Here is a 17810-nt window from a genome sequence, read left to right on the forward strand (position 1 = left end):
TGGGTCGGCTCCGAGCGAAAACCGAGCGCGTCGTCATCTTTCCGAGGACCCGCTACCGCGCCCCGATCACCTCACTCGGTGCCGATTCCGTTTTCCTCGAGAAAGCGTCCCGGGACGCGACAGCCGCAGGGATTCGCCTCGTGGGTCGTCGGACTGTCGTTCACGACCGATTCGACGGGGTGATCACAGCGCGGACACCGAACCGGTTGCCGCCCGGCCGCGTCGTCGCGTGCTGACGACTCGCCGGTCGCCGTCGATCGAATCGATCGGCGCGAAAATGGGGCGTCGGTCGGACAGCGATCACCGCGATCGGACGGTCACTGCATTCGCAGTAACTGCGCGTGCAGCGTCGCCCCCACCTCGAGGACGTTCGCCTCGTCGACGAATCCCTCTTCGATAGCCAACTCGACGGCGCGAGTGCCGACGATGTTGGCGACGTCCGCCTGCGCGAGGCTCTCGAGGACGGCGTTCTCGTCGGCCGCGTCGCCGCCGTAGAACTCCTCCGTGACGGTCAGGGAGAGGTCGCCGTCTTCGAACGTCTCGCCGAGAACGTCCTCGTCACAGACGGCGACCAGCAGCCCCTCCTGGGTCTCCCGTTCGTTGACGATCATCTACTCGAGTTCCCACTCGCGGTCGTCTTCGTCTTCGTCCTCGGCGTCGCCTGCGATGTCACCGAGCCCGAGGTCCTCGAGACCGATGTCGCCTCGCTGGGGCGATTGGCGTCCGGCCCCGAGTCCGGGCTGGCCGCCGGCTCCCGGTCCGGCGCCTGCGCCGCCGGGGCCGCCCCCGCCGAGGGCCTCCTCGCGGTCGTCCATCATTTCCTGCTCGGCGCGCTCGCGCATCTGGTTGGCCTCTTCGGCGATCTCCTCGGCCTGATCGAACTCGCCGAGTTCTTCGAGGATCTCTGCCTTTTCCTCGAGCACCTTGGCGTTGCGCAGACCGAGCCGGATCGCGTTGTCGATGCAGTGCAGCGCTTCCTCGGCCAACCCGCGCTCGGAGAGGAAGAACGCGCGGTTGAACCAGCCGGCGGCGAAGCGTTCGTCGATCTCGATGGCGCGTTCGGCGTGCTCTAAGGCCTCCGAGGTCTCGCCGAACTCCCAGAGCGCGTAGGCGAGGTTCGTCTCGGCGGTCGCGGCGTGCTCGCTCGAGTCGTCGATCCGCAGGGCCTCGCGGTGGGCGCCGATCGCCTCGTCCCACTCCTCGAGTTCGCCGTGGGCGACGCCCTTGTTGACCCAGGCTTCTTGCTCGAGTCGCTCGTCCTCGGCGAAGCGGGCGGTCCGCTCGAAGGCGTCGGTGGCCTGCTCGTAGCGGTTGATCTGCATGTAGTTCAGCCCCACGTCGAGTAGTTCGCTGGCGTCGACGTCGTCCCGATCGATGTTGTGTTCGTCTAACGTGTCGGTGACGACGCGGGAGTCGACGGGGTCGACCTTCGACGGATCGACGCCCAGTTCCGGCGGGTCCAGGTCGAACTCCTCGTAGGGATCGCCGAACCCCTCTCCTTCGGAGAAGCGGTGGTCGCGGTCGTCGTCTCGGTCGGTCATTACTCCGAATTGGCGGTGACGACTGTTAAGGGCTGCGACCCGGGTATCGACGGCGGTTTCGCCGCGACGCCCTGCGAGTTAGAGCGCGCCTCAGACTCGCTCGCCGAACCGTCGGGTGACCCCCCGAATCGACTGCGTGACCGCGCCCGGATGGGGCAGGCCGAGCCGATAGCGGACCCGATCCTGCCGTTTGAACGGCTCGAACACCGCCGGCTCCGCGAGCTCCCAGATCCGAGCTGTCGATCCGGAGACTCCGCGTCGCTCGAGGACGGCGTTGGCCGCGCGCCGCCCCGCTTCGTTCGCCGACTCCATGGAGGCGAGATCGGCGTTCGTGCGAACGTAGTCACTGGCCACCGTCAGGTTCTCGACGGCAACGTCCGCCGGCGGTCGGTTTCGCAGCGAGCCGACGGTGTTGATCAGCAGCGGCGAGCGGTTCTCGACGCCGCCTTCAGTTTCGACGATCGCCGGATCGAGGAACCAGTCGACGAGGTGCTCGTCGCGCAGCCGCTGGTCGGGACCGTTCAGGTGGTTTTTCAGCTGTTCCCAGATCTCCGTCGCGATCTCTTCGGGCGTACACTCCCTCGCCGGCTTGCCGAAGACGATTCCGGGCGTGTCCCAGTCCGAGGCGATCACGGAGAGGACGCCCTCGACCTCGTCGGGCCCGTGTTCCTCGAGATCGTACCCCGTCCAGAACTGGCGCTGGGAGATCGAAGTCAGCGCCCAGGGCGCGTCGGCGTAGACCTGATGACCGCGGGTCAGGTCCACGTCGTCCGCGAGGTAGAGCTGGATGCCGTTCATCCAGGCCGTGTCGAGCCGCCCGATCCGCTCGAGTTCGGGCGCGTTCCGGGCCAATTCCGTTGGGATCAGCTCGGGGGCGACCTCGACCGGGACAGCGAGGACGTACTCGTCGGCTTCGATCGCCTCCCCGTCGGCCAGCGTCGCCCCCGTGACGCGGCGGCCGTCGTTCTCGAGCCGCCCGACGGCGGTGTTCGGCCGGAACTCGACGCCGAGCGACTCGAGGTGGGCCAGCCAGGGATCGATCCAGGCCTCGCTCGTCGGCGCGTTCAGCACCCGTTCGGTGGGCTGCGTCGGATCGAGCTGGCCGAACAGCAACTGGAGGTAGATCGACCCGATCGTCCGGGCGCTGCCGACCTGCGGCCGGAGCGCGACGAGCGACTGGACGGCGAACGCGAGCCGGTCGCGAAACTCCGGCGAGCGGTTCTCGGCGTCGATGAACTCCCACCAGGAGACGTCGTCGAGCTCTTCCTCCCGGCGGGCCTCGCAGGTCGTCAGCAGGTAGAACAGCCGCTCGAGGAGGAAGCGCACGTCCCTGGCGGGCAGGTCCTCGGCGAAGGCGGGGCGCAGCGCCTCGAGCCAGCCGCGGGCCGAGTCGGGCGTGGTCGTTTCGGCGATCTGGCCCGGCCCCGTGGTGCTCGCGATGAGCGTCGCCTCGGTCTCGACGAGGTTGTCCGCGACGGTGCCGGGTCCGTCGGGAATCCGCTCCATCGTGTCGATGACGTGGCGGTAGAACGCCGGGAAAAAGCGAAAGCCGTGCTCGCCGTGGAGGGGTGCGGGCTCGTCGGAGATCGGCATCGACCGGGCCTTTCCACCGAAGCGGTCGTTCGCCTCGTAGACGGTCACGTCGACCCCGCGCTCGGCGAGTTCGTGCGCCGCGGTGAGGCCGCCGATCCCGCCACCGAGGACGGCTACGTCGGTCATAGGCGTTCCAGGAGTTCCACGGGAATAACCCGCGTCCCTAACGATCCAAGGTCGGCCGCGGCCGGCACCGGGGCCGACCCCGCCGGCGGAGGGCCGGACCGCCCGTCGGTCGCAAACGGGTCGCTGTCAGTCCTCGAAATCGGCGGTGAGCCGATCGAGGACCGCGTCGGTCGTCACGACGTCGCCGTACTTCGCGTCGATGTCGAGGAGGTTCGCCCGGTGGGGCCCCTCCGCCCTGTCGCCCACGGCGTCGGCGGGGACGAGCGTGCGGTAGCCGTGCTGGAGGCCGTCGACCGCCGTCGCGCGGACGCAGCCGCTGGTGGTCACCCCGGCGATGACGAGCGTATCGACGCGGTTCGTCGTGAGCTCCGACTGGAGGTCGGTACCGAAGAAGGCGCTGGCGTACTTCTTGAGCACGACGCGCTCGTCGCCGACCGGGGCGACCCGATCGTCGACCGCGACGCGTTCGGTGCCGAGTCGGAGTTCCTCGAGCGCGGGCACCTTCTCGACGAACATCCCCGCGTCGCCGTAAGAGTCCTCGAACGCGACGGTGGTGAAATACCGGGGGAGGTCGTGCTCCCGGAACGCCTCGAGGAGGCGCGCAGTCTGCGCTACCACGTCGTCGACGTCCGACCCGAGGTTCGACTCGGGATCGGTGAAGGCGTTTATGAGGTCGATGACGAGCAGCGCGGGCCGCTCTCCCATGCCGACGCTCTCGCCGAACTCCCGTTCGTCGTAGCGGTCTTCGGTGGCTTCGATCCAGTCCATGGTTCGGTGTCGTTGGTCGGGTTCAGCGGTGGCGGTCGTCGAACTCGCGGCGCTCGGCGGCGATCCGGTCGGCGAGTTCGTCGTCGTCGGGCAGCGGTCCGTAGTCGAACTCCTCGAGATCGTCGCGCTGCTTGCGACTCTCCTCGCGGGTCTCCTCGGTCGCGGCGCGGTCGACGGTCCCGTCGTCGACCACGACGCCGTACTCCTCTCGGGCAGCCTCGGGCGAGACGAGCCCCTGTCGGACCTCCTCGGCGACGACTTCGGGGTCTCGCTCTAAGGGATCGCCCAGGCCGCCGCCGCCGGCGGTCCGGAAGACGAGTTTGTCGCCGGCGGAGACGGGGACGTTCTCGACCTTCGAGGGGAGTTCCTCCTCGGTTCCGTCGGTCCGGACGAGGCGCTTCTCGCTGGTCTTCGCGTGTTTCCCGCCGTCGACGCCCCACGGATAGGTGTGGGCGCGGTCGTCCTGGAACGTGATCGCGCCGTCCTCCTCGAAGGTGTAGACCTTCGTGATGCCGTGGCCCCCGCGGAACTCGCCCGCGCCGCCGGTGTCGGCCCGCGTGCTGTACTCGTCGATGGTCAGCGGGTAGTAGGCCTCCTGGTACTCGGCGGGGACGGTCCGGAACAGCGGCCACCAGGAGTGGCCGTCGAGCCCGTCGCCGCCCGGACGCGCGGGGATGCCGCCGTAGAGGATCTCGAGCATCTGGAAGTCGTTACCCTCGGAGTCGGTGCCCGCGTAGACGAGGTTCGGCGAGGTGCCGTAGCTCCCCGCGACCGAGAAGCCGTCGATGAGCTTCGAGAAGGTCGCCTGCAGGACGTCGAACTGGCGGGCCATCAGCGGCAGGCGGTTGCCGAGCGCGGCCGGGAACTCCGGCTGGACGACGCTCCCCTCGGGCAGATTGACCTCGAAGAGATCGTAGTAGCCGTCGTTGAACGTCAGCAACGGGTCGAAGGCCATGATGAGGAAGACCCCGGTGAACATCTTGAACATCTTCTCGTTCAGGAGGAAGTTCACCGTGCCGGGGACCTGGGCGTCGGTCCCCTCCCAGTCGAGGTAGACGGTGTCGCCCTCGCGGTAGATCTCGAGGTGGAGCTTGATCGGCCCGTTGCCCATGCCGTCGTCGTCGACGTAGTCCTCGAACGTGTAGCGCTCGCCCTCGGGCACGAACTCGCGGATGAGGTTGATCATCCCGTCGCGGGTCCGGTCGAGGATGGCGTCGCAGCCCTCGAGGTAGGTCTCCTTCCCGAAGCGGTCACAGAGCTCGTGGACGCGGGTCTCGGCGGCGGCCGTCCCGGCCGCGAGCGCCTTGATGTCTGCCTCCGCGTGCTCGGGGAGGCGGGTGTTGTGCGCGAACGTCTCGAGCAGTTCGCCGTCGAACGTCCCCTCCTTGTAGAGCTTGACCGGCGGGAGGCGCATTCCCTCCTCGAAGACGGTGGTCGCCTGCACGGGCATGCTGCCGGGCGTCTTCCCGCCGACGTCCATCAGGTTCCCCCACTGGCTGGAGAACCCGACGAGGTCGTCGTCGTAGAAGATGGGCCTGAGGAGCAGCATGTCCGGGGTGTGCGAGACCGCCCCGGCGCACATGTAGGGGTCGTTGGTGGCGACGACGTCGCCGTCGTTCAGGTCGTCCCAGTCGAACGGCGCGTTCTCGATGATCGTATCGATGGCGCTGCCGAACTGTCCCATGATCATCCGACCCTTCGGGTCGGCGATCAGGGGGAACTGGTCCGACTGCTCCCGGATGACGGGGCTGATGGCCGTCGTCTCAACGACGCGGTCCATCTCGTGGCGCGTGTTCGAGAGCGTGCTCTCGATGATGTCGAGGGTCGTCGCGTCGATGTCGTGGTCCCCGACGAAGTCGGGCGTGGCGTCCGCTGCGTGCTGGCTCATTTCGAATCACTCCGGTTGATCTCGAGGTTCGCGTAGCGATCGACCGTCGCCGCGTGATCGGGCTGGACGACGACGGTCGAGTCGTCATCGGTCACGATCGCCGGTCCGTCGATCACGTGGCCGGGCCGCATCCGCTCGCGGTCGTAGATCGGCGTCTCGTGGTACGCGTCGTCGAAGAAGACGTCCTGCGAGCCGACGCGGGCGTCGCCTGCGTCCTCGTCGCCGAGGTCGCTCTCCTCTAACGTGACGCCCTGCATCGTCCCCTTCCCGATGACGCGGAGATTTGCGATCTCGAGGGGTGCATCGAGCGAGAAGCCAAAGCGCTGGTCGTGTCGCGCCTCGAAGTCGTCTTTGATCTCCGCGACGCCTTCGTCGGTCCGGAGGTTCGAGACGTCGATCGGGATCGACATCTGCACGTCCTGGCGGTAGTACCGGCAGTCGGCGTAGTACTCGAAGGCGTGGTTTGCCTCGCCGACGCCTTCCGACTCGAGCCAGTCGGTCGCCTCGCGTTGCAGCCCCTGATACGCGTCGTACACCTCCTCGCCGTCGACGTCTCGGTCCGTCTTCAGGTAGGTCTCGGAGAACTCGTTTTGAACGTCGCTGGTCAGGAAGCCGAACGCGCTCATGACGCCCGGCCCCGGCGGGACGATCAGCGGATACGCGTCCATGACGTCGGCCAGCGCGTTGGCGTGCATCGGTCCCGCACCGCCGAAGGCGACGAGCCCGAAGTCCCGCGGGTCGTAGCCGCGCTCGACGGAGACGACGCGGAGCGCGCCGTGCATGTTCTCGTTGACGATGTCGAGGATCGCCTGCGCGGCTTCCTCGACGGAGCTGTCGCGCTCCTCGGCGATGGTCTCGATCGCGTCCCGGGCGGCGTCCCGGTCGAGTTCCATCCGCCCGCCGAGGCGGACGTTCGAGGGGATGCGCCCGAGGACGACGTTCGCGTCGGTCACGGTCGGCTCCTCGCCGCCCTGTCCGTAACAGGCCGGCCCCGGGTCCGCGCCGGCGCTCTCGGGACCCACCTGCAGCGAGCCGGACAGTTGGACCCGCGCGATGGAGCCCCCGCCCGCACCGACCGTGTTCACGTCCACGGCTCGAGACTTGAACTCCCGGTAGCCGACCTTCGTCTGTCTGGTCGTCTCCGGTCTGCTGTCCTCGACCAGCGAGACGTCCGTCGAGGTGCCGCCCATGTCCAGCGTGAGCACGTCGGGGACGCCCTTCTTCTCGGCGATGGTCGCCGCGCCGACGACGCCGCCCGACGGCCCCGACAGGGCGAGTTCGACCGGTCGGTGCTTCGCGGCCTCGGAGCTCATCAGCCCGCCGTCGGAGCGGACGACGTTCATCGTCGCCGTCGAGCCCGCGTCCTCGAGCGAGGCGTCCAGATCCTCCAGGTACTCGATGACCTGAGGCCGCGCGTAGTCGTTGATGACCGTCGTGAGCGTCCGCTCGTACTCGCCGTACTCCGGGACGATCTCCGACGAGATCGACACCGGGAGATCCGGGTACTCGTCGCGGACGATCTCCCGAACCCGCTGCTCGTGGGCCGGGTTCAGATACGAGTTCAGCAGGGCGACCGTCAGCGACTCGACGCCGGAATCGGCGAGATCGCGGACCGCGTCTCGGACCTCGTCCTCGTCGATCGGCTCCGCCTCGGTCCCCTCCGGCGAGGCGATCCGCCCGCCGACGCTTCGCGTGTCGACGAGGTCGGCCAGCGGGTCCGGCTTCTCCATATCCATCCAGCCGTAGAGCGGGCCGGGCGTCCACGCCCGCGCCAGGTGGAGGACGTCTTCGTGTCCCTCGCTGGTGAGCAATCCGACGCGAGCGCCGGTCTCCTCGAGCAGCATGTTCGTAACGACCGTCGTGCCGTGGAACAACAGGTTCAGGTCGCCGACGGCGGTGTCGGCCTTGTCGACGGCCTCCCCGATCCCGGTGATGACGCCCTCGGAGGGATTCGACGGCGTCGAGAGCACCTTGTCTATCGTGAGCTCGTGGGTGTCCTCGTCGAAGACGATTACGTCGGTGAACGTCCCACCCACGTCCACTCCTAGGTTGTGTGCCATGTGTTATCGTACAGGTACCAAGACCATAGCCGCTCGAGTAAGCGTTCTCCCAACGAGTGGTGGGGGTTTATATAGCGCCGCGGACCGCGGTCGGCGTCGAGAGCCGGTGTCCACGACATTCACGGTTTCCGGCGGTAAATCCCGTGTAGCCGTCTCGACTCGGTCCCGACCCGTTTTCCAAGCGAGTATATAAATAGCCTACACTGGGTGGACCAACTGTCTTTGGGCGGGGGGAAGTGGTAGAGGGAAATGGCTGCACGAGAACGAACCGGCCCTCTCGACGGGCTCCGGGTTATCGACATGTCCGGCATGATAAGCGGCGCCTTCGCGACGACGATGATGGGCGATTTCGGCGCGGACGTCGTGATGGTCGAGCACCCCCAGACGGGCGATCCGATCCGCGAGTGGCCACAGAAGACCGAGGACGGGGAATCGCTGGCCTGGAAGTCGCTGGGTCGCAACAAGCGGTGTATCACGCTCGATCTCGGTTCGGAGCGGGGACGCGAGATCGCCCTTCTGTTGATCGAAGACGCCGATATCGTCTTCGAGAACTTCCGTCCGGGAACGATGGAACGGTGGGGGCTCGGCCCCGACAACGTCCACGCGGTCAACGAGGCGGCGATCATGGTCCGGCTCTCGGGCTACGGCCAGACGGGGCCCAAATCCCAGAAACCCGGCTTCGGGACCATCGCGGAGGGGATCTCCGGCTGGGCGCACGCGAACGGCTTCCCGGACAGCGAGCCGCTGCTCCCGCCGATCAGCCTCGCGGATCTGACGGCGGCCCAGTTCGCGATGCAGGCCGCCATGATGGCGATTTTCGAACGCGACGTGGGCCGCGGCGGGAGCGGCGAGGGACAGGTGATCGACGTCTCGCTGATCGAACCGCTCTGGCGACTCTTCTTCGGCGAGGTCGAGGCCTACGACCGAATGGGCCACGTCCGCGAACGGACGGGCAACCAGCACCCGAGTACGGCCCCGCGGAACATCTACGAGACCGCCGACGGCTACATGACGATGTCCGCCTCGAACCAGAAGATCTTCGAGCGGGTCGCCGAAGCCATCGACAAACCCGAGCTGATCGAGGACCCCCGCTTCGAGGACAACGAGGCCCGCGTCGAGAACAACGAGCCGCTCAACGCGGCGATCGAGGAGTGGACGCGCCAGCGGACGACCGAGGAGGCGACCGAGGTTTTAGAGGCCCACGACGCCATCGTCGGCCCCGTCTACGATATGGCCGACATCTTCGCCGACGAGCAGTTTCGGGCTCGAGACAGCATCGTCGAGGTCGAGGACCCGGACGTGGGATCTATCAAGACCTTCGCTCCCATCCCGAAGTTCTCCCGGACACCCGGCGAGGTGGAGTTTCTCGGCCCGGGACACGGCGAGCACAACGAGGACGTCTATCGGGGCGAACTCGGGATGACCGACGAGGAGTACGCCGAACTGGAAGCGGAGGGGATCATCTAGATGCAACTGACCGACGTGACCCTCCGGGAGGGCGACCAGATGCCCGGCCGCGAGTACACCGCCGATCAGAAGATCGAGTGCGCCCGCGCGCTCGACGACCTCGGCGTTCCGTTCGTCCAGCCCGCGTTTCCCGCGACGGGCGAGAAAGATCGGACCGTCGTCGCGGAACTGAGCGGCACGACCGACGCGGAGATCGTCGCCCTCGCCCGCGCCCTCGAGCGCGACATCGACGCCGCGGTCGACGCGGGGGCCGACGTGGTCGAGACGTTCGTCTCGGTCTCGGACAGGCACCTCGAGCACCTCCTCGACGCGTCCCGCGAGGAGATGCTGACGATGCTGACCGAGGCGGTCGACTACATCGAGGATCGCGGTGTCACGCCCCACGTCACGCTCGCGGACGCCTTCCGCACGGACCACGAGGATCTGGTCGAGGTCTTCGAGGCGGTCCCGACGGTTCCGTTCGTCACCCTCGCCGACTCCGTCGGCGCGCGGACCCCGGCGACCGTCGGCTCGGCGCTCGATCGGCTCGACGAGGACGTGGACTTCTCCCGCGTCGGCGTCCACTTCCACGACGACATGGGCTGTGGAACGGCCAACGCGCTGGCGGCCTACCACGCCGGCGTCGCGAAGGCCGACGTCAGCGTCGCTTCCCTCGGCGAACGGGCGGGGAACAGCTCGCTCGAGGAAGTCGTCGTCGCCTGTGCCGTCGACCTCGGGGACGACCTCGGTATCGAGACGGCGGAACTCGTTCCCGTCTGCCGGGGCGTGCTCGAGACCCTCGGTGAGGAGTACGGCGGTCGGAAAGCGATCCTCGGCGAGGAAATCTCTGAACACGAGTCGGGGATCCACACCGCGGCGATGCTCAGCGACCCCGCGACGCTTGAGCCGTTCGATCCCGCGGAGTTCGGCGGTGAACGGCGGCTCGTGTTCGGAAAACCGACCGGGAACGACGGTGCGCGAAAACTCCTCGAACGAGCCGGCCTCGAGCCCGATGACGAGGCGGTGGCGTCGTTCAAGGCGACGCTGGCCGAGCGCGGTCCGCTCGATCTGGACGAGGCCGTCGCACTCGCGAAGGGTGAGTACGAGGACTGATCGACGCGCGGTCCTCGCTCGAGCCAACGCTGGTCGGGTATACTTACGCAAACGTTATGCCGTGGGATGGAGTAACATATGGAAGACGACCGGCGAAGATGTTTCAAGCCGAAATTCACCTCCAGCAGGAGAAAGCCTGCGTGCTCGACGACTTCGCGGACCACTTCGGCACGTCGTTCGACGTCGAGATCGAGGAGCTCCACGACCATCTCGTGACGTTTACCATCCGCATCGAAGAGCCCCGCGAGGAGTACGTCGAGTTCTTCGCGGACGCCGAGCAGGTCGAGCACGTCGAACGACTCGACGAGGCCACCTATCTGATAACGAAGACCTCGTGTGGCGCGTACTCCGCGGTCGAGCGGAATCACGGCGTCCTCCGCCGAAAGAGCCGCGTCCGCGGCGACCGCCGCGTCTACACCGTCCTGTTCTTCCGTCGGGAGGATCTGCGGGCCATGATCGACGACTTCAGCCGGATCGGGACCGTCACGCTCGGCAAGCTCACGGAGTTCGAGCGGTCGAAATCGATGCTCACCGACCGACAGCTCGAGGTCGTCACGCGCGCCCTAGAGGAGGGCTACTTCGAGTGGCCGCGGCGAATCGACAGCGAGGAACTCGCCGAGGGGCTGGGGATCAGTCGAACGACGATGCTCGAACACCTCCGAAAGGCACAGTCGAAGCTGCTGACCAGCGCTATCGAAGAGAACGACCGGCTGAAATCGACGGAACGGGCGGAACCGTAGGGCGACCCCACGTTCAATAGCCGCTCGCCCGAACGCCCTCGTATGCGACTGTTCGTCAGCGTCGACCTCCCCGACGACCTCGCGGAGCCGGTCGCGGACCTGCAAGCCGAGTTCGCCGGCGCGGGCGGGCTCAATTTCACCGATCCAGAGCAGGCCCACATCACGATGAAGTTCCTCGGCGATGTCGACGAGAGTCAGGTCACCGACCTCGAGCGGGAACTCGCCGCCGCGGTCGACGACGCCGGCCTCGACCCCTTCACCGTCCGCTACGGCGGCCTCGGCGTCTTTCCGAGCCTCGACTACATCAGCGTCGTCTGGCTGGGCGTCGAGGACGGCGGCGACGAACTCGCGCGGCTCTACGAGGCCATCGAGGACCGGACGACCGCGATGGGGTTCGACGCCGAGGACCACGACTTTACGCCCCACGTCACGCTCGCGCGGATGGAACACGCCGGCGGCAAATCCCTCGTCCAGGACCTCGTCCGGGAGTGCAACCCGACGGTCGGCGAGGTCCGCGTCGACGAACTTCGGCTCACCGAGAGCACCCTCACGGACGAGGGGCCGGTCTACTCGACGGTCGAGTCGTTCCCACTCGAGTAGGACTGGCGGCGTTTCGTTCTCGAGCGCGACTGTCGGCTGAACGGGAACATTAGTCCGACTCTCGTCGATATAGTCAGGAATTACAGAACGGGGTATCATGAGGGGCTTCGGTGTAGCGAGCGCGGAGGATGTCCGACGACGACGCCACGAGCGCGCGGAGTCGGCTGTCCGTCACGCGCCGGGAGGCGCTGGCCGCGGTCGGCGGTGCGGCCCTCGCGGCTCCCACCGGCACCACCGCGAGCGCCGTCGCCGCCGACCGCCGTGACCCCGTTCTCGTTCGCGTCTGTCCCGGCGCCGTTCCGCTTCAGGCGCGGCTACGGTACGGCCCCGACGCGCTTCGCGGGGACTGGCCGCGGCCGCTGCGGGACGCGCTGGCCGCCGTCGAGTCCGCTTTCGAGCAGGTGCTGACCTACGCCGGGGAGCGCGAACGGCTCGCGGACCTCGAGGTCCGCGTAGAGCCCGGCCCGTCGATCCGATTCCCGCCCGCGGAGATGCCGCTGTCGGCCGACGCCGTGGTGCCGTCGACCGAGACGCTGCTCGGCCGGTTCCGCGACCGACTGCGCGAACGGAACGCGCTCACCGATCGGTCCTGTCACCTCCTGTTGCACTGGTCGCCGCTCAACTACCGCGTCGGCTACGGCGGGACGGTGTCCCCGAACGCGCTGACCGGCGCCGCCGACGGCGGTGACGCGCAGACGGTCGCGAACGTCGGCGCGACCGAGGTCTGGGACTCGCGGGCGGTGACCCGAAACATCGCCATCCACGAGACGCTTCACACCTTCCTCTCGAGCGACATCGTCGACGACCTCGGTGCGGCAGTCTGCGATCACGAACTCGGAGCGGCCGTTCGGACGGCCCCGGATACCCTGCGGATCTCGCCGATGGCGACCGCCTACGCCGGCCCCGACCGAATCGGCGGCGGGACGCGCTTTCACGGCACCGGTTGCTACGATCACGACCGGTTCTCTCGCCACGACGGAACCGAGGGGATCGAAAACTGGACCTACACGACCGAACTCAGCGAGGCGACCCTCGAGGGCGTGACGCGATATCTCGAGGACCACCTCGAGCGGTGACTCGGCCGTCGGAACAGGCGCGGATCGGTCCGGTAGCTGCCGTTTCGACGGCCAGCGGCGGTCCCTGCAAGATGGACAAGATTTTAAGCCAGCGTGGGCTACGTCCGGCCACTATGGGTAAGAAATCGAAGGGCAAGAAGAAGCGACTTGCCAAACTCGAGAACCAGAACAGCCGCGTGCCGGCCTGGGTCATGATGAAGACCGACATGGACGTGCAGCGAAACCCCAAGCGACGCAACTGGCGGCGCAACGACACTGACGAGTAACGATGAGTGCCAGTGATTTCGAGGAACGCGTCGTTACCGTTCCCCTGCGAGACGTCAAGAAGGGCGCGAACCACGAGGCCGCCGACCTCGCGATGCGGCTGATCCGCGAACACCTCGCGAAACACTTCGCGGTCGACGAAGCGGCCATCCGACTGGACCCCTCGATCAACGAGGAAGTCTGGTCGAACGGGCGTTCCAACCCGCCGCGAAAGCTGCGCGTCCGCGCGGCTCGCTTCGACGAAGAGGGTGAGGCCGTCGTCGAAGCCGAGGTCGCCGACTAAACTTGCAACGCCTCGCCTTCGCCGGGTCGGCGTACGTCGGGGTCTTCGCCCGTGCGACCGACTCGTGCGTACTCGTTCGCCCCGACATCGATGACGACGTGGTGGCCGATCTGGCCGACGAACTCGAGGTGCCCGCCGTTCGGACGACCGTCGGCGGCTCCTCGACGGTCGGCGCGTTAGCGACGGGTAACGAGAACGGCCTGCTCGTCAGCGCTCGCGTCCTCGAGTACGAACGCGAGACGCTCGAGGCGGAAGTCGACGTACCTGTCGCCGAACTGCCGGGCAACATCAACGCCGCCGGCAACGTCGTCCTCGCGAACGACTACGGGGCCTACGTCCATCCGGACCTGCCCCGCGAGGCGATCGGGATCGTCGAAGACACGCTCGAGGTGCCCGTCGAACGCGGCGACCTCGCGGGCGTTCGAACCGTCGGCACGGCCGCCGTTGCCAATAACACCGGCGTCCTCTGTCATCCGAAGGCGACCGACGAGGAACTCGACGCCTTAGAGGAAGCACTCGACGTCCGGGCCGATGTCGGAACGGTCAACTACGGTGCGCCGCTGGTCGGTTCCGGACTCATCGCGAACGAGGCCGGCTACGTCGTCGGCGAGGACACCACCGGCCCGGAACTGGGCCGGATCGAGGACGCGCTCGGCTATCTCGACTGACGGCTGACGCGATTGCTTCGACGCTTCTGTTCTTACTGTCGCTCGAATCGGTGTAATACGACCTCGCTGTCGTCGTCCCACTCGAAGTTCTCGTGGGCGCGCTCGAGCAGCCGCTCGTAGGCCTCGAGGTCGTCCATCCCTTCTGCTCGGGCATCCTCGTCGGTCAGATCGCCGAGCGTACGCTCGCGGATCTCGGTCACTTCGAACGTCGTTCCGTCGATGGCGAACGTATCGCCTTCGTCGGCGTACCGGTGGCCCCGATGAATCTGGGTGACCTCGCCCTCCAGTACCTGCGTCTGCATTCGCTCGCTGGGCAACAGTTCGCCGGGATCGAGTTCGCTCATGCCCTCGGATTCGGCCCGGCGTCGTAAAATCGTTGACCCTCCGCTCGTCGGCGGATCGGACGCCGACGACCCTCTCGCGGCGTCGCTCGCCGGCCGCGACCGTCGGACCCGGAAGGGAAGATTCTTCCGACTGCCTGCCGGATGGAGACGTATGAGTCAATTCACGGTCAGTGGTCGGTTCAAGAGCCGCGACGGCTTCGCGCCGTTCGAGACGACCATCGACGCCGAAAACGAGAACGTCGCCCGCGAACACGCTTACTCCCAGCTCGGGAGCCAGCACGGGCTCAAGCGCACCGAGATCGAACTCGACGAGGTATCCGAACGATGAGCCAGCAGCAACTCCAGCAGCTTTCCCAAGAACTCCAAGAGATCGAAGAACAGATCGAGACCCTCCAGACCAACGTCGAGGCCGTCCAACAGGAGAAGACCGAAGTCGACGAAGCCATCGAGGCCCTCGACTCGCTCGAGACCGACTCGACCGTGCAGGTGCCCGTCGGCGGCGGCGCGTATCTCCGTGCGACCATCGAGGACATCGACGAAGTGATCGTCGATCTCGGCGCCGACTACGCCGCCGAGTTCGAGGAGGACGACGCCGTCGACGCCCTCGAGAACAAGAAAGAGCGACTCGACGACCGCATCGACGACCTCAACGAAGAGATCGCCGAGCTCGAGACCGAGAGCAGCGAACTCGAACAGCAGGCCCAGCAGCTCCAACAGCAGGCGATGCAACAGCAGATGCAGCAGATGGGCGGCGGTCAGGGCCCGCAGGGTCCCGACGAGTAACGCGTCGGACCCCACTCGATAACTCATGTTCGATAACCTGAAGGATAAGCTCGGAAGCTTCCGCGAAGACGCCGAGGAAGCCGCCGAAGAGAACGCCGAGGAGGTCGACGAGGAGGAACTCGAGGAAGCGGAACTCGATGACGTCGACGACCCCGAGACGACACAGTCCGACACGGCGGAGGCGGACGCCTCCGAACTGGCCGACGACGAGCCGGCCGAGACGGTTGCCGCGTCGACGGCCGACCCCGACTCCGAACTCGAGGAGCCGAACGCGACCGGCGACTCGGTGGCGGCGCGGACGGCCGAGTCGACGGGTCAGGAGCCGGCGACCGATGCCGACCCTGACTTCGGCGAGGAAGCCGCGGAATCCGAAGCGGAGCCGGCCGTCGACGACGTGGAGGCGACCGGCGACGCTGAGGAGCCAGCGGCTGCGGAGGCCGAAACCGATGACGACGACAGGTCCGGTCTCGGTGCCAAGGCCCGGTCTCTCTTCAGCGGCTCGTCCGACGAATCGGAACCGGCCGAGGCGGACGCCGACGAGCCGGCCGCTGACGAAGCGGTAGCCGAGACAGCAGTCGACGAGAACGGAGTGGACGAGGACGAAGCGGACGAAGACGAAGCGGACGAAGGTGACGACGCCGCCGAGACCGGCGGAACCGGGTTCGGTACCAAAGCCAAGTCCCTCGTCAAGGGAAAGTTCGTCATCGAGGAAGACGACCTCGAGGGGCCCTTGCGCGAACTCGAGATGGCGCTGCTCTCGAGCGACGTGGAGATGGGCGTCGCCGAGGAGATCCTCGACAACATCCGCGACGAACTGGTCGGCGAGACCCGCACGTTCACCACTTCGACCGGCGAGGTCGTCGAGGAGGCGCTCCACAACGCGATCTACGACGTGATCAGCGTGGGCCAGTTCGACTTCGACGAGCGGATCGCCGTCGAGGACACGCCCGTCACCATCATCTTCACCGGCGTCAACGGCGTCGGGAAGACGACGTCGATCGCCAAACTGAGCCGCTACTTCGAGGAGCGAGGCTACTCGACGGTGATGGCCAACGGCGACACCTACCGCGCCGGCGCGAACCAGCAGATCCAGGAGCACGCCGACGCGCTGGACACGAAGTGCATCAGCCACGAACAGGGCGGCGACCCCGCGGCGGTGCTGTACGACGCCGTCGAGTACGCCGAGGCCAACGATGTCGACATCGTGCTCGGCGACACCGCGGGACGGCTCCACACCAACGAGGGGCTGATGGACCAACTCGAGAAGATCGAGCGCGTCGTCGGTCCCGACATGACGCTGTTCGTCGACGAAGCCGTCGCCGGACAGGACGCGGTCAACCGTGCTCGAGAGTTCAACGACGCCGCGGAGATCGACGGCGCAATCCTGACGAAAGCCGACGCCGATTCCAACGGCGGAGCGGCGATTTCGGTCGCGCACGTCACCGGGAAACCGATTCTCTTCCTCGGTGTCGGGCAAGGATACGACGATCTCGAGCGGTTCGATCCCGACGAGATGGTCGACCGGTTGCTGGCAGCGGAGTAACTCTCCTCCCGTCAGCTGTCAATCGTTTCAGAAGACACTTATTATACGGCTGAGATGTTCGGGTATGGTCCGCCCTCGCTCTCGACGTGCTCTCGTCGCGTCCGTCGCGACGGCCGCAGCGGTTACGGCGGGTGGGTTCGAGTACGGCTCGAGCGGTGCGGACGCGCCGCCGCTCGAGTCGGGAACCGTCCCCGACGACTGGTACGACTGTAGCGACGTTACGCGGCCGGCACCCGACGCGCCGGCTACCGAGCACGCGCTCGAGCCCCGGGCGTATCCCTCGCCGCCGTCGGCGCGGCGCGTCGACGAGAACCGTCGTTCCACCGACCGCTCGTCGCCGTCGGCACCGACCGCCGACGTAGCCGAGTACGTCACCGCGTTCGAACGGACCTACCGACTGAATGCGTTCATCGCCCGGTACGGTGGTGTGACCCGAACGTTCGACTTTCGACTCGGTACTCGTCGGACCGCGTCCGTCGGTTCCGAAACCGACGGGACTGCCGTTCTCGTGGCGATCGTCTACGATCTGACGACCGGCACGCGGCAGTCGCCGCCGAGCGACGAGTGGGACACCCGCGTCACCTACTACCTCGACGAGAACGTCCTCCTCCGGGCGCGGTACGCAGGTATCGCCGAGAAACCGACGCTCGAGCCGGACCCACGGCGGCAGGGCAAGCCCGTCGCCTGCTTCCGGTAGCGCCAGCGATCGGCTCGGCGCTCACACGTTACCGGACACGATTGCCGCTATCACCGACATGTTCGGCGCGGGGACGGGCCTCGAGTCACGCATCGCCGGGCCCTGTCGGGGCTTTCGGCCGTCCCGATCGGCGGCGGCCGACCGATGGGGCAATATTTACTGGTGCAAACGACCCACGTCATGATTCGCCGAGTTGCGGGAGCGTATAGGGGTGGGGGAGTATTACCCGTTAAACGATGGTCCACCAGTATCTCGAAAGTGCAGACTCTTCCGACTC

The 17810-nt window shown here is 67.1% G+C and carries 19 protein-coding genes; 12 read left to right on the forward strand and 7 right to left on the reverse strand.

Going from position 1 to position 17810, the window contains the following annotated elements:
• Positions 1-317: 317 nt before the first annotated feature.
• The 6 genes from NKH51_RS15740 to NKH51_RS15765 all read right to left on the reverse strand — a co-directional run bounded on the left by NKH51_RS15740 (position 318) and on the right by NKH51_RS15765 (position 7976).
• Positions 318-611 (reverse strand): DUF424 domain-containing protein, encoded by a 294-nt coding sequence (locus NKH51_RS15740; RefSeq protein WP_254762620.1) that lies wholly within the window; start codon positions 609-611, stop codon positions 318-320.
• Positions 612-1541, reverse strand: a complete 930-nt coding sequence (locus NKH51_RS15745) for a tetratricopeptide repeat protein (protein ID WP_254762621.1) — start codon at positions 1539-1541, stop codon at positions 612-614.
• Between the two features lie 90 nt (positions 1542-1631).
• The gene (locus tag NKH51_RS15750; protein ID WP_254762622.1) at positions 1632-3260 is read right to left on the reverse strand and encodes a hydroxysqualene dehydroxylase; all 1629 of its coding nucleotides are present in this window, start codon (positions 3258-3260) and stop codon (positions 1632-1634) included.
• A gap of 126 nt (positions 3261-3386) precedes the next feature.
• The gene (locus NKH51_RS15755) at positions 3387-4028 is read right to left on the reverse strand and encodes an isochorismatase family protein (protein WP_254762623.1); all 642 of its coding nucleotides are present in this window, start codon (positions 4026-4028) and stop codon (positions 3387-3389) included.
• A 22-nt stretch (positions 4029-4050) separates the two neighbouring features.
• On the reverse strand, positions 4051-5916 hold the full coding sequence (locus NKH51_RS15760; RefSeq protein ID WP_254762624.1) for a hydantoinase B/oxoprolinase family protein: 1866 nt from the start codon (positions 5914-5916) through the stop codon (positions 4051-4053).
• The gene (locus NKH51_RS15765) at positions 5913-7976 is read right to left on the reverse strand and encodes a hydantoinase/oxoprolinase family protein (RefSeq protein ID WP_254762625.1); all 2064 of its coding nucleotides are present in this window, start codon (positions 7974-7976) and stop codon (positions 5913-5915) included. The genes NKH51_RS15760 and NKH51_RS15765 overlap by 4 nt, the downstream gene beginning before the upstream one ends.
• Positions 7977-8225: 249 nt before the next feature.
• Here NKH51_RS15765 and NKH51_RS15770 point away from each other — a divergent pair, with 249 nt between their 5' ends.
• From NKH51_RS15770 to NKH51_RS15805, 8 genes are all read left to right on the forward strand, one after another.
• Positions 8226-9443, forward strand: coding sequence for a CaiB/BaiF CoA transferase family protein (locus NKH51_RS15770; protein WP_254762626.1), 1218 nt, complete (start codon positions 8226-8228; stop codon positions 9441-9443).
• Entirely contained in the window at positions 9444-10535 is a 1092-nt protein-coding gene (locus NKH51_RS15775; protein ID WP_254762627.1) for a LeuA family protein, read from the forward strand.
• Positions 10536-10633: 98 nt separating this feature from the next.
• The gene (locus NKH51_RS15780) at positions 10634-11275 is read left to right on the forward strand and encodes a helix-turn-helix domain-containing protein (protein ID WP_254762628.1); all 642 of its coding nucleotides are present in this window, start codon (positions 10634-10636) and stop codon (positions 11273-11275) included.
• A 42-nt stretch (positions 11276-11317) separates the two neighbouring features.
• Complete coding sequence (thpR, locus tag NKH51_RS15785) at positions 11318-11875, forward strand: RNA 2',3'-cyclic phosphodiesterase (protein WP_254762629.1); 558 nt, start codon at positions 11318-11320, stop codon at positions 11873-11875.
• A 128-nt stretch (positions 11876-12003) separates the two neighbouring features.
• Positions 12004-12951, forward strand: a complete 948-nt coding sequence (locus NKH51_RS15790) for a hypothetical protein (RefSeq protein WP_254762630.1) — start codon at positions 12004-12006, stop codon at positions 12949-12951.
• Between the two features lie 113 nt (positions 12952-13064).
• Positions 13065-13217: a 50S ribosomal protein L39e gene (locus tag NKH51_RS15795; protein WP_006184874.1), complete on the forward strand. Its 153-nt coding sequence runs from the start codon at positions 13065-13067 to the stop codon at positions 13215-13217.
• A gap of 2 nt (positions 13218-13219) precedes the next feature.
• Entirely contained in the window at positions 13220-13498 is a 279-nt protein-coding gene (locus tag NKH51_RS15800; RefSeq protein ID WP_254762631.1) for a 50S ribosomal protein L31e, read from the forward strand.
• 2 nt (positions 13499-13500) lie between these two features.
• A complete protein-coding gene (locus NKH51_RS15805; protein WP_254762632.1) occupies positions 13501-14166 on the forward strand; it encodes a translation initiation factor IF-6 in 666 nt (221 codons plus the stop codon).
• Between the two features lie 32 nt (positions 14167-14198).
• Here NKH51_RS15805 and NKH51_RS15810 read toward each other — a convergent pair whose 3' ends face one another.
• The gene (locus NKH51_RS15810; RefSeq protein ID WP_254762633.1) at positions 14199-14510 is read right to left on the reverse strand and encodes an ASCH domain-containing protein; all 312 of its coding nucleotides are present in this window, start codon (positions 14508-14510) and stop codon (positions 14199-14201) included.
• A gap of 151 nt (positions 14511-14661) precedes the next feature.
• On the opposite strand from NKH51_RS15810, the gene rpl18a reads away from it, so the two are divergent.
• The 4 genes from rpl18a to NKH51_RS15830 all read left to right on the forward strand — a co-directional run bounded on the left by rpl18a (position 14662) and on the right by NKH51_RS15830 (position 17533).
• Positions 14662-14838 (forward strand): 50S ribosomal protein L18Ae, encoded by a 177-nt coding sequence (gene rpl18a, locus NKH51_RS15815; RefSeq protein ID WP_254762634.1) that lies wholly within the window; start codon positions 14662-14664, stop codon positions 14836-14838.
• On the forward strand, positions 14835-15293 hold the full coding sequence (gene pfdA / locus NKH51_RS15820) for a prefoldin subunit alpha (protein ID WP_254762635.1): 459 nt from the start codon (positions 14835-14837) through the stop codon (positions 15291-15293). The genes rpl18a and pfdA overlap by 4 nt, the downstream gene beginning before the upstream one ends.
• A 25-nt stretch (positions 15294-15318) precedes the next feature.
• Entirely contained in the window at positions 15319-16836 is a 1518-nt protein-coding gene (gene ftsY, locus NKH51_RS15825) for a signal recognition particle-docking protein FtsY (RefSeq protein ID WP_254762636.1), read from the forward strand.
• A 64-nt stretch (positions 16837-16900) separates the two neighbouring features.
• The gene (locus tag NKH51_RS15830; RefSeq protein WP_254762637.1) at positions 16901-17533 is read left to right on the forward strand and encodes a hypothetical protein; all 633 of its coding nucleotides are present in this window, start codon (positions 16901-16903) and stop codon (positions 17531-17533) included.
• The last annotated feature ends 277 nt before the right edge of the window (positions 17534-17810 follow it).

The sequence above is a fragment of the Natrinema marinum genome (assembly GCF_024296685.1).
Taxonomy (GTDB): domain Archaea; phylum Halobacteriota; class Halobacteria; order Halobacteriales; family Natrialbaceae; genus Natrinema; species Natrinema marinum.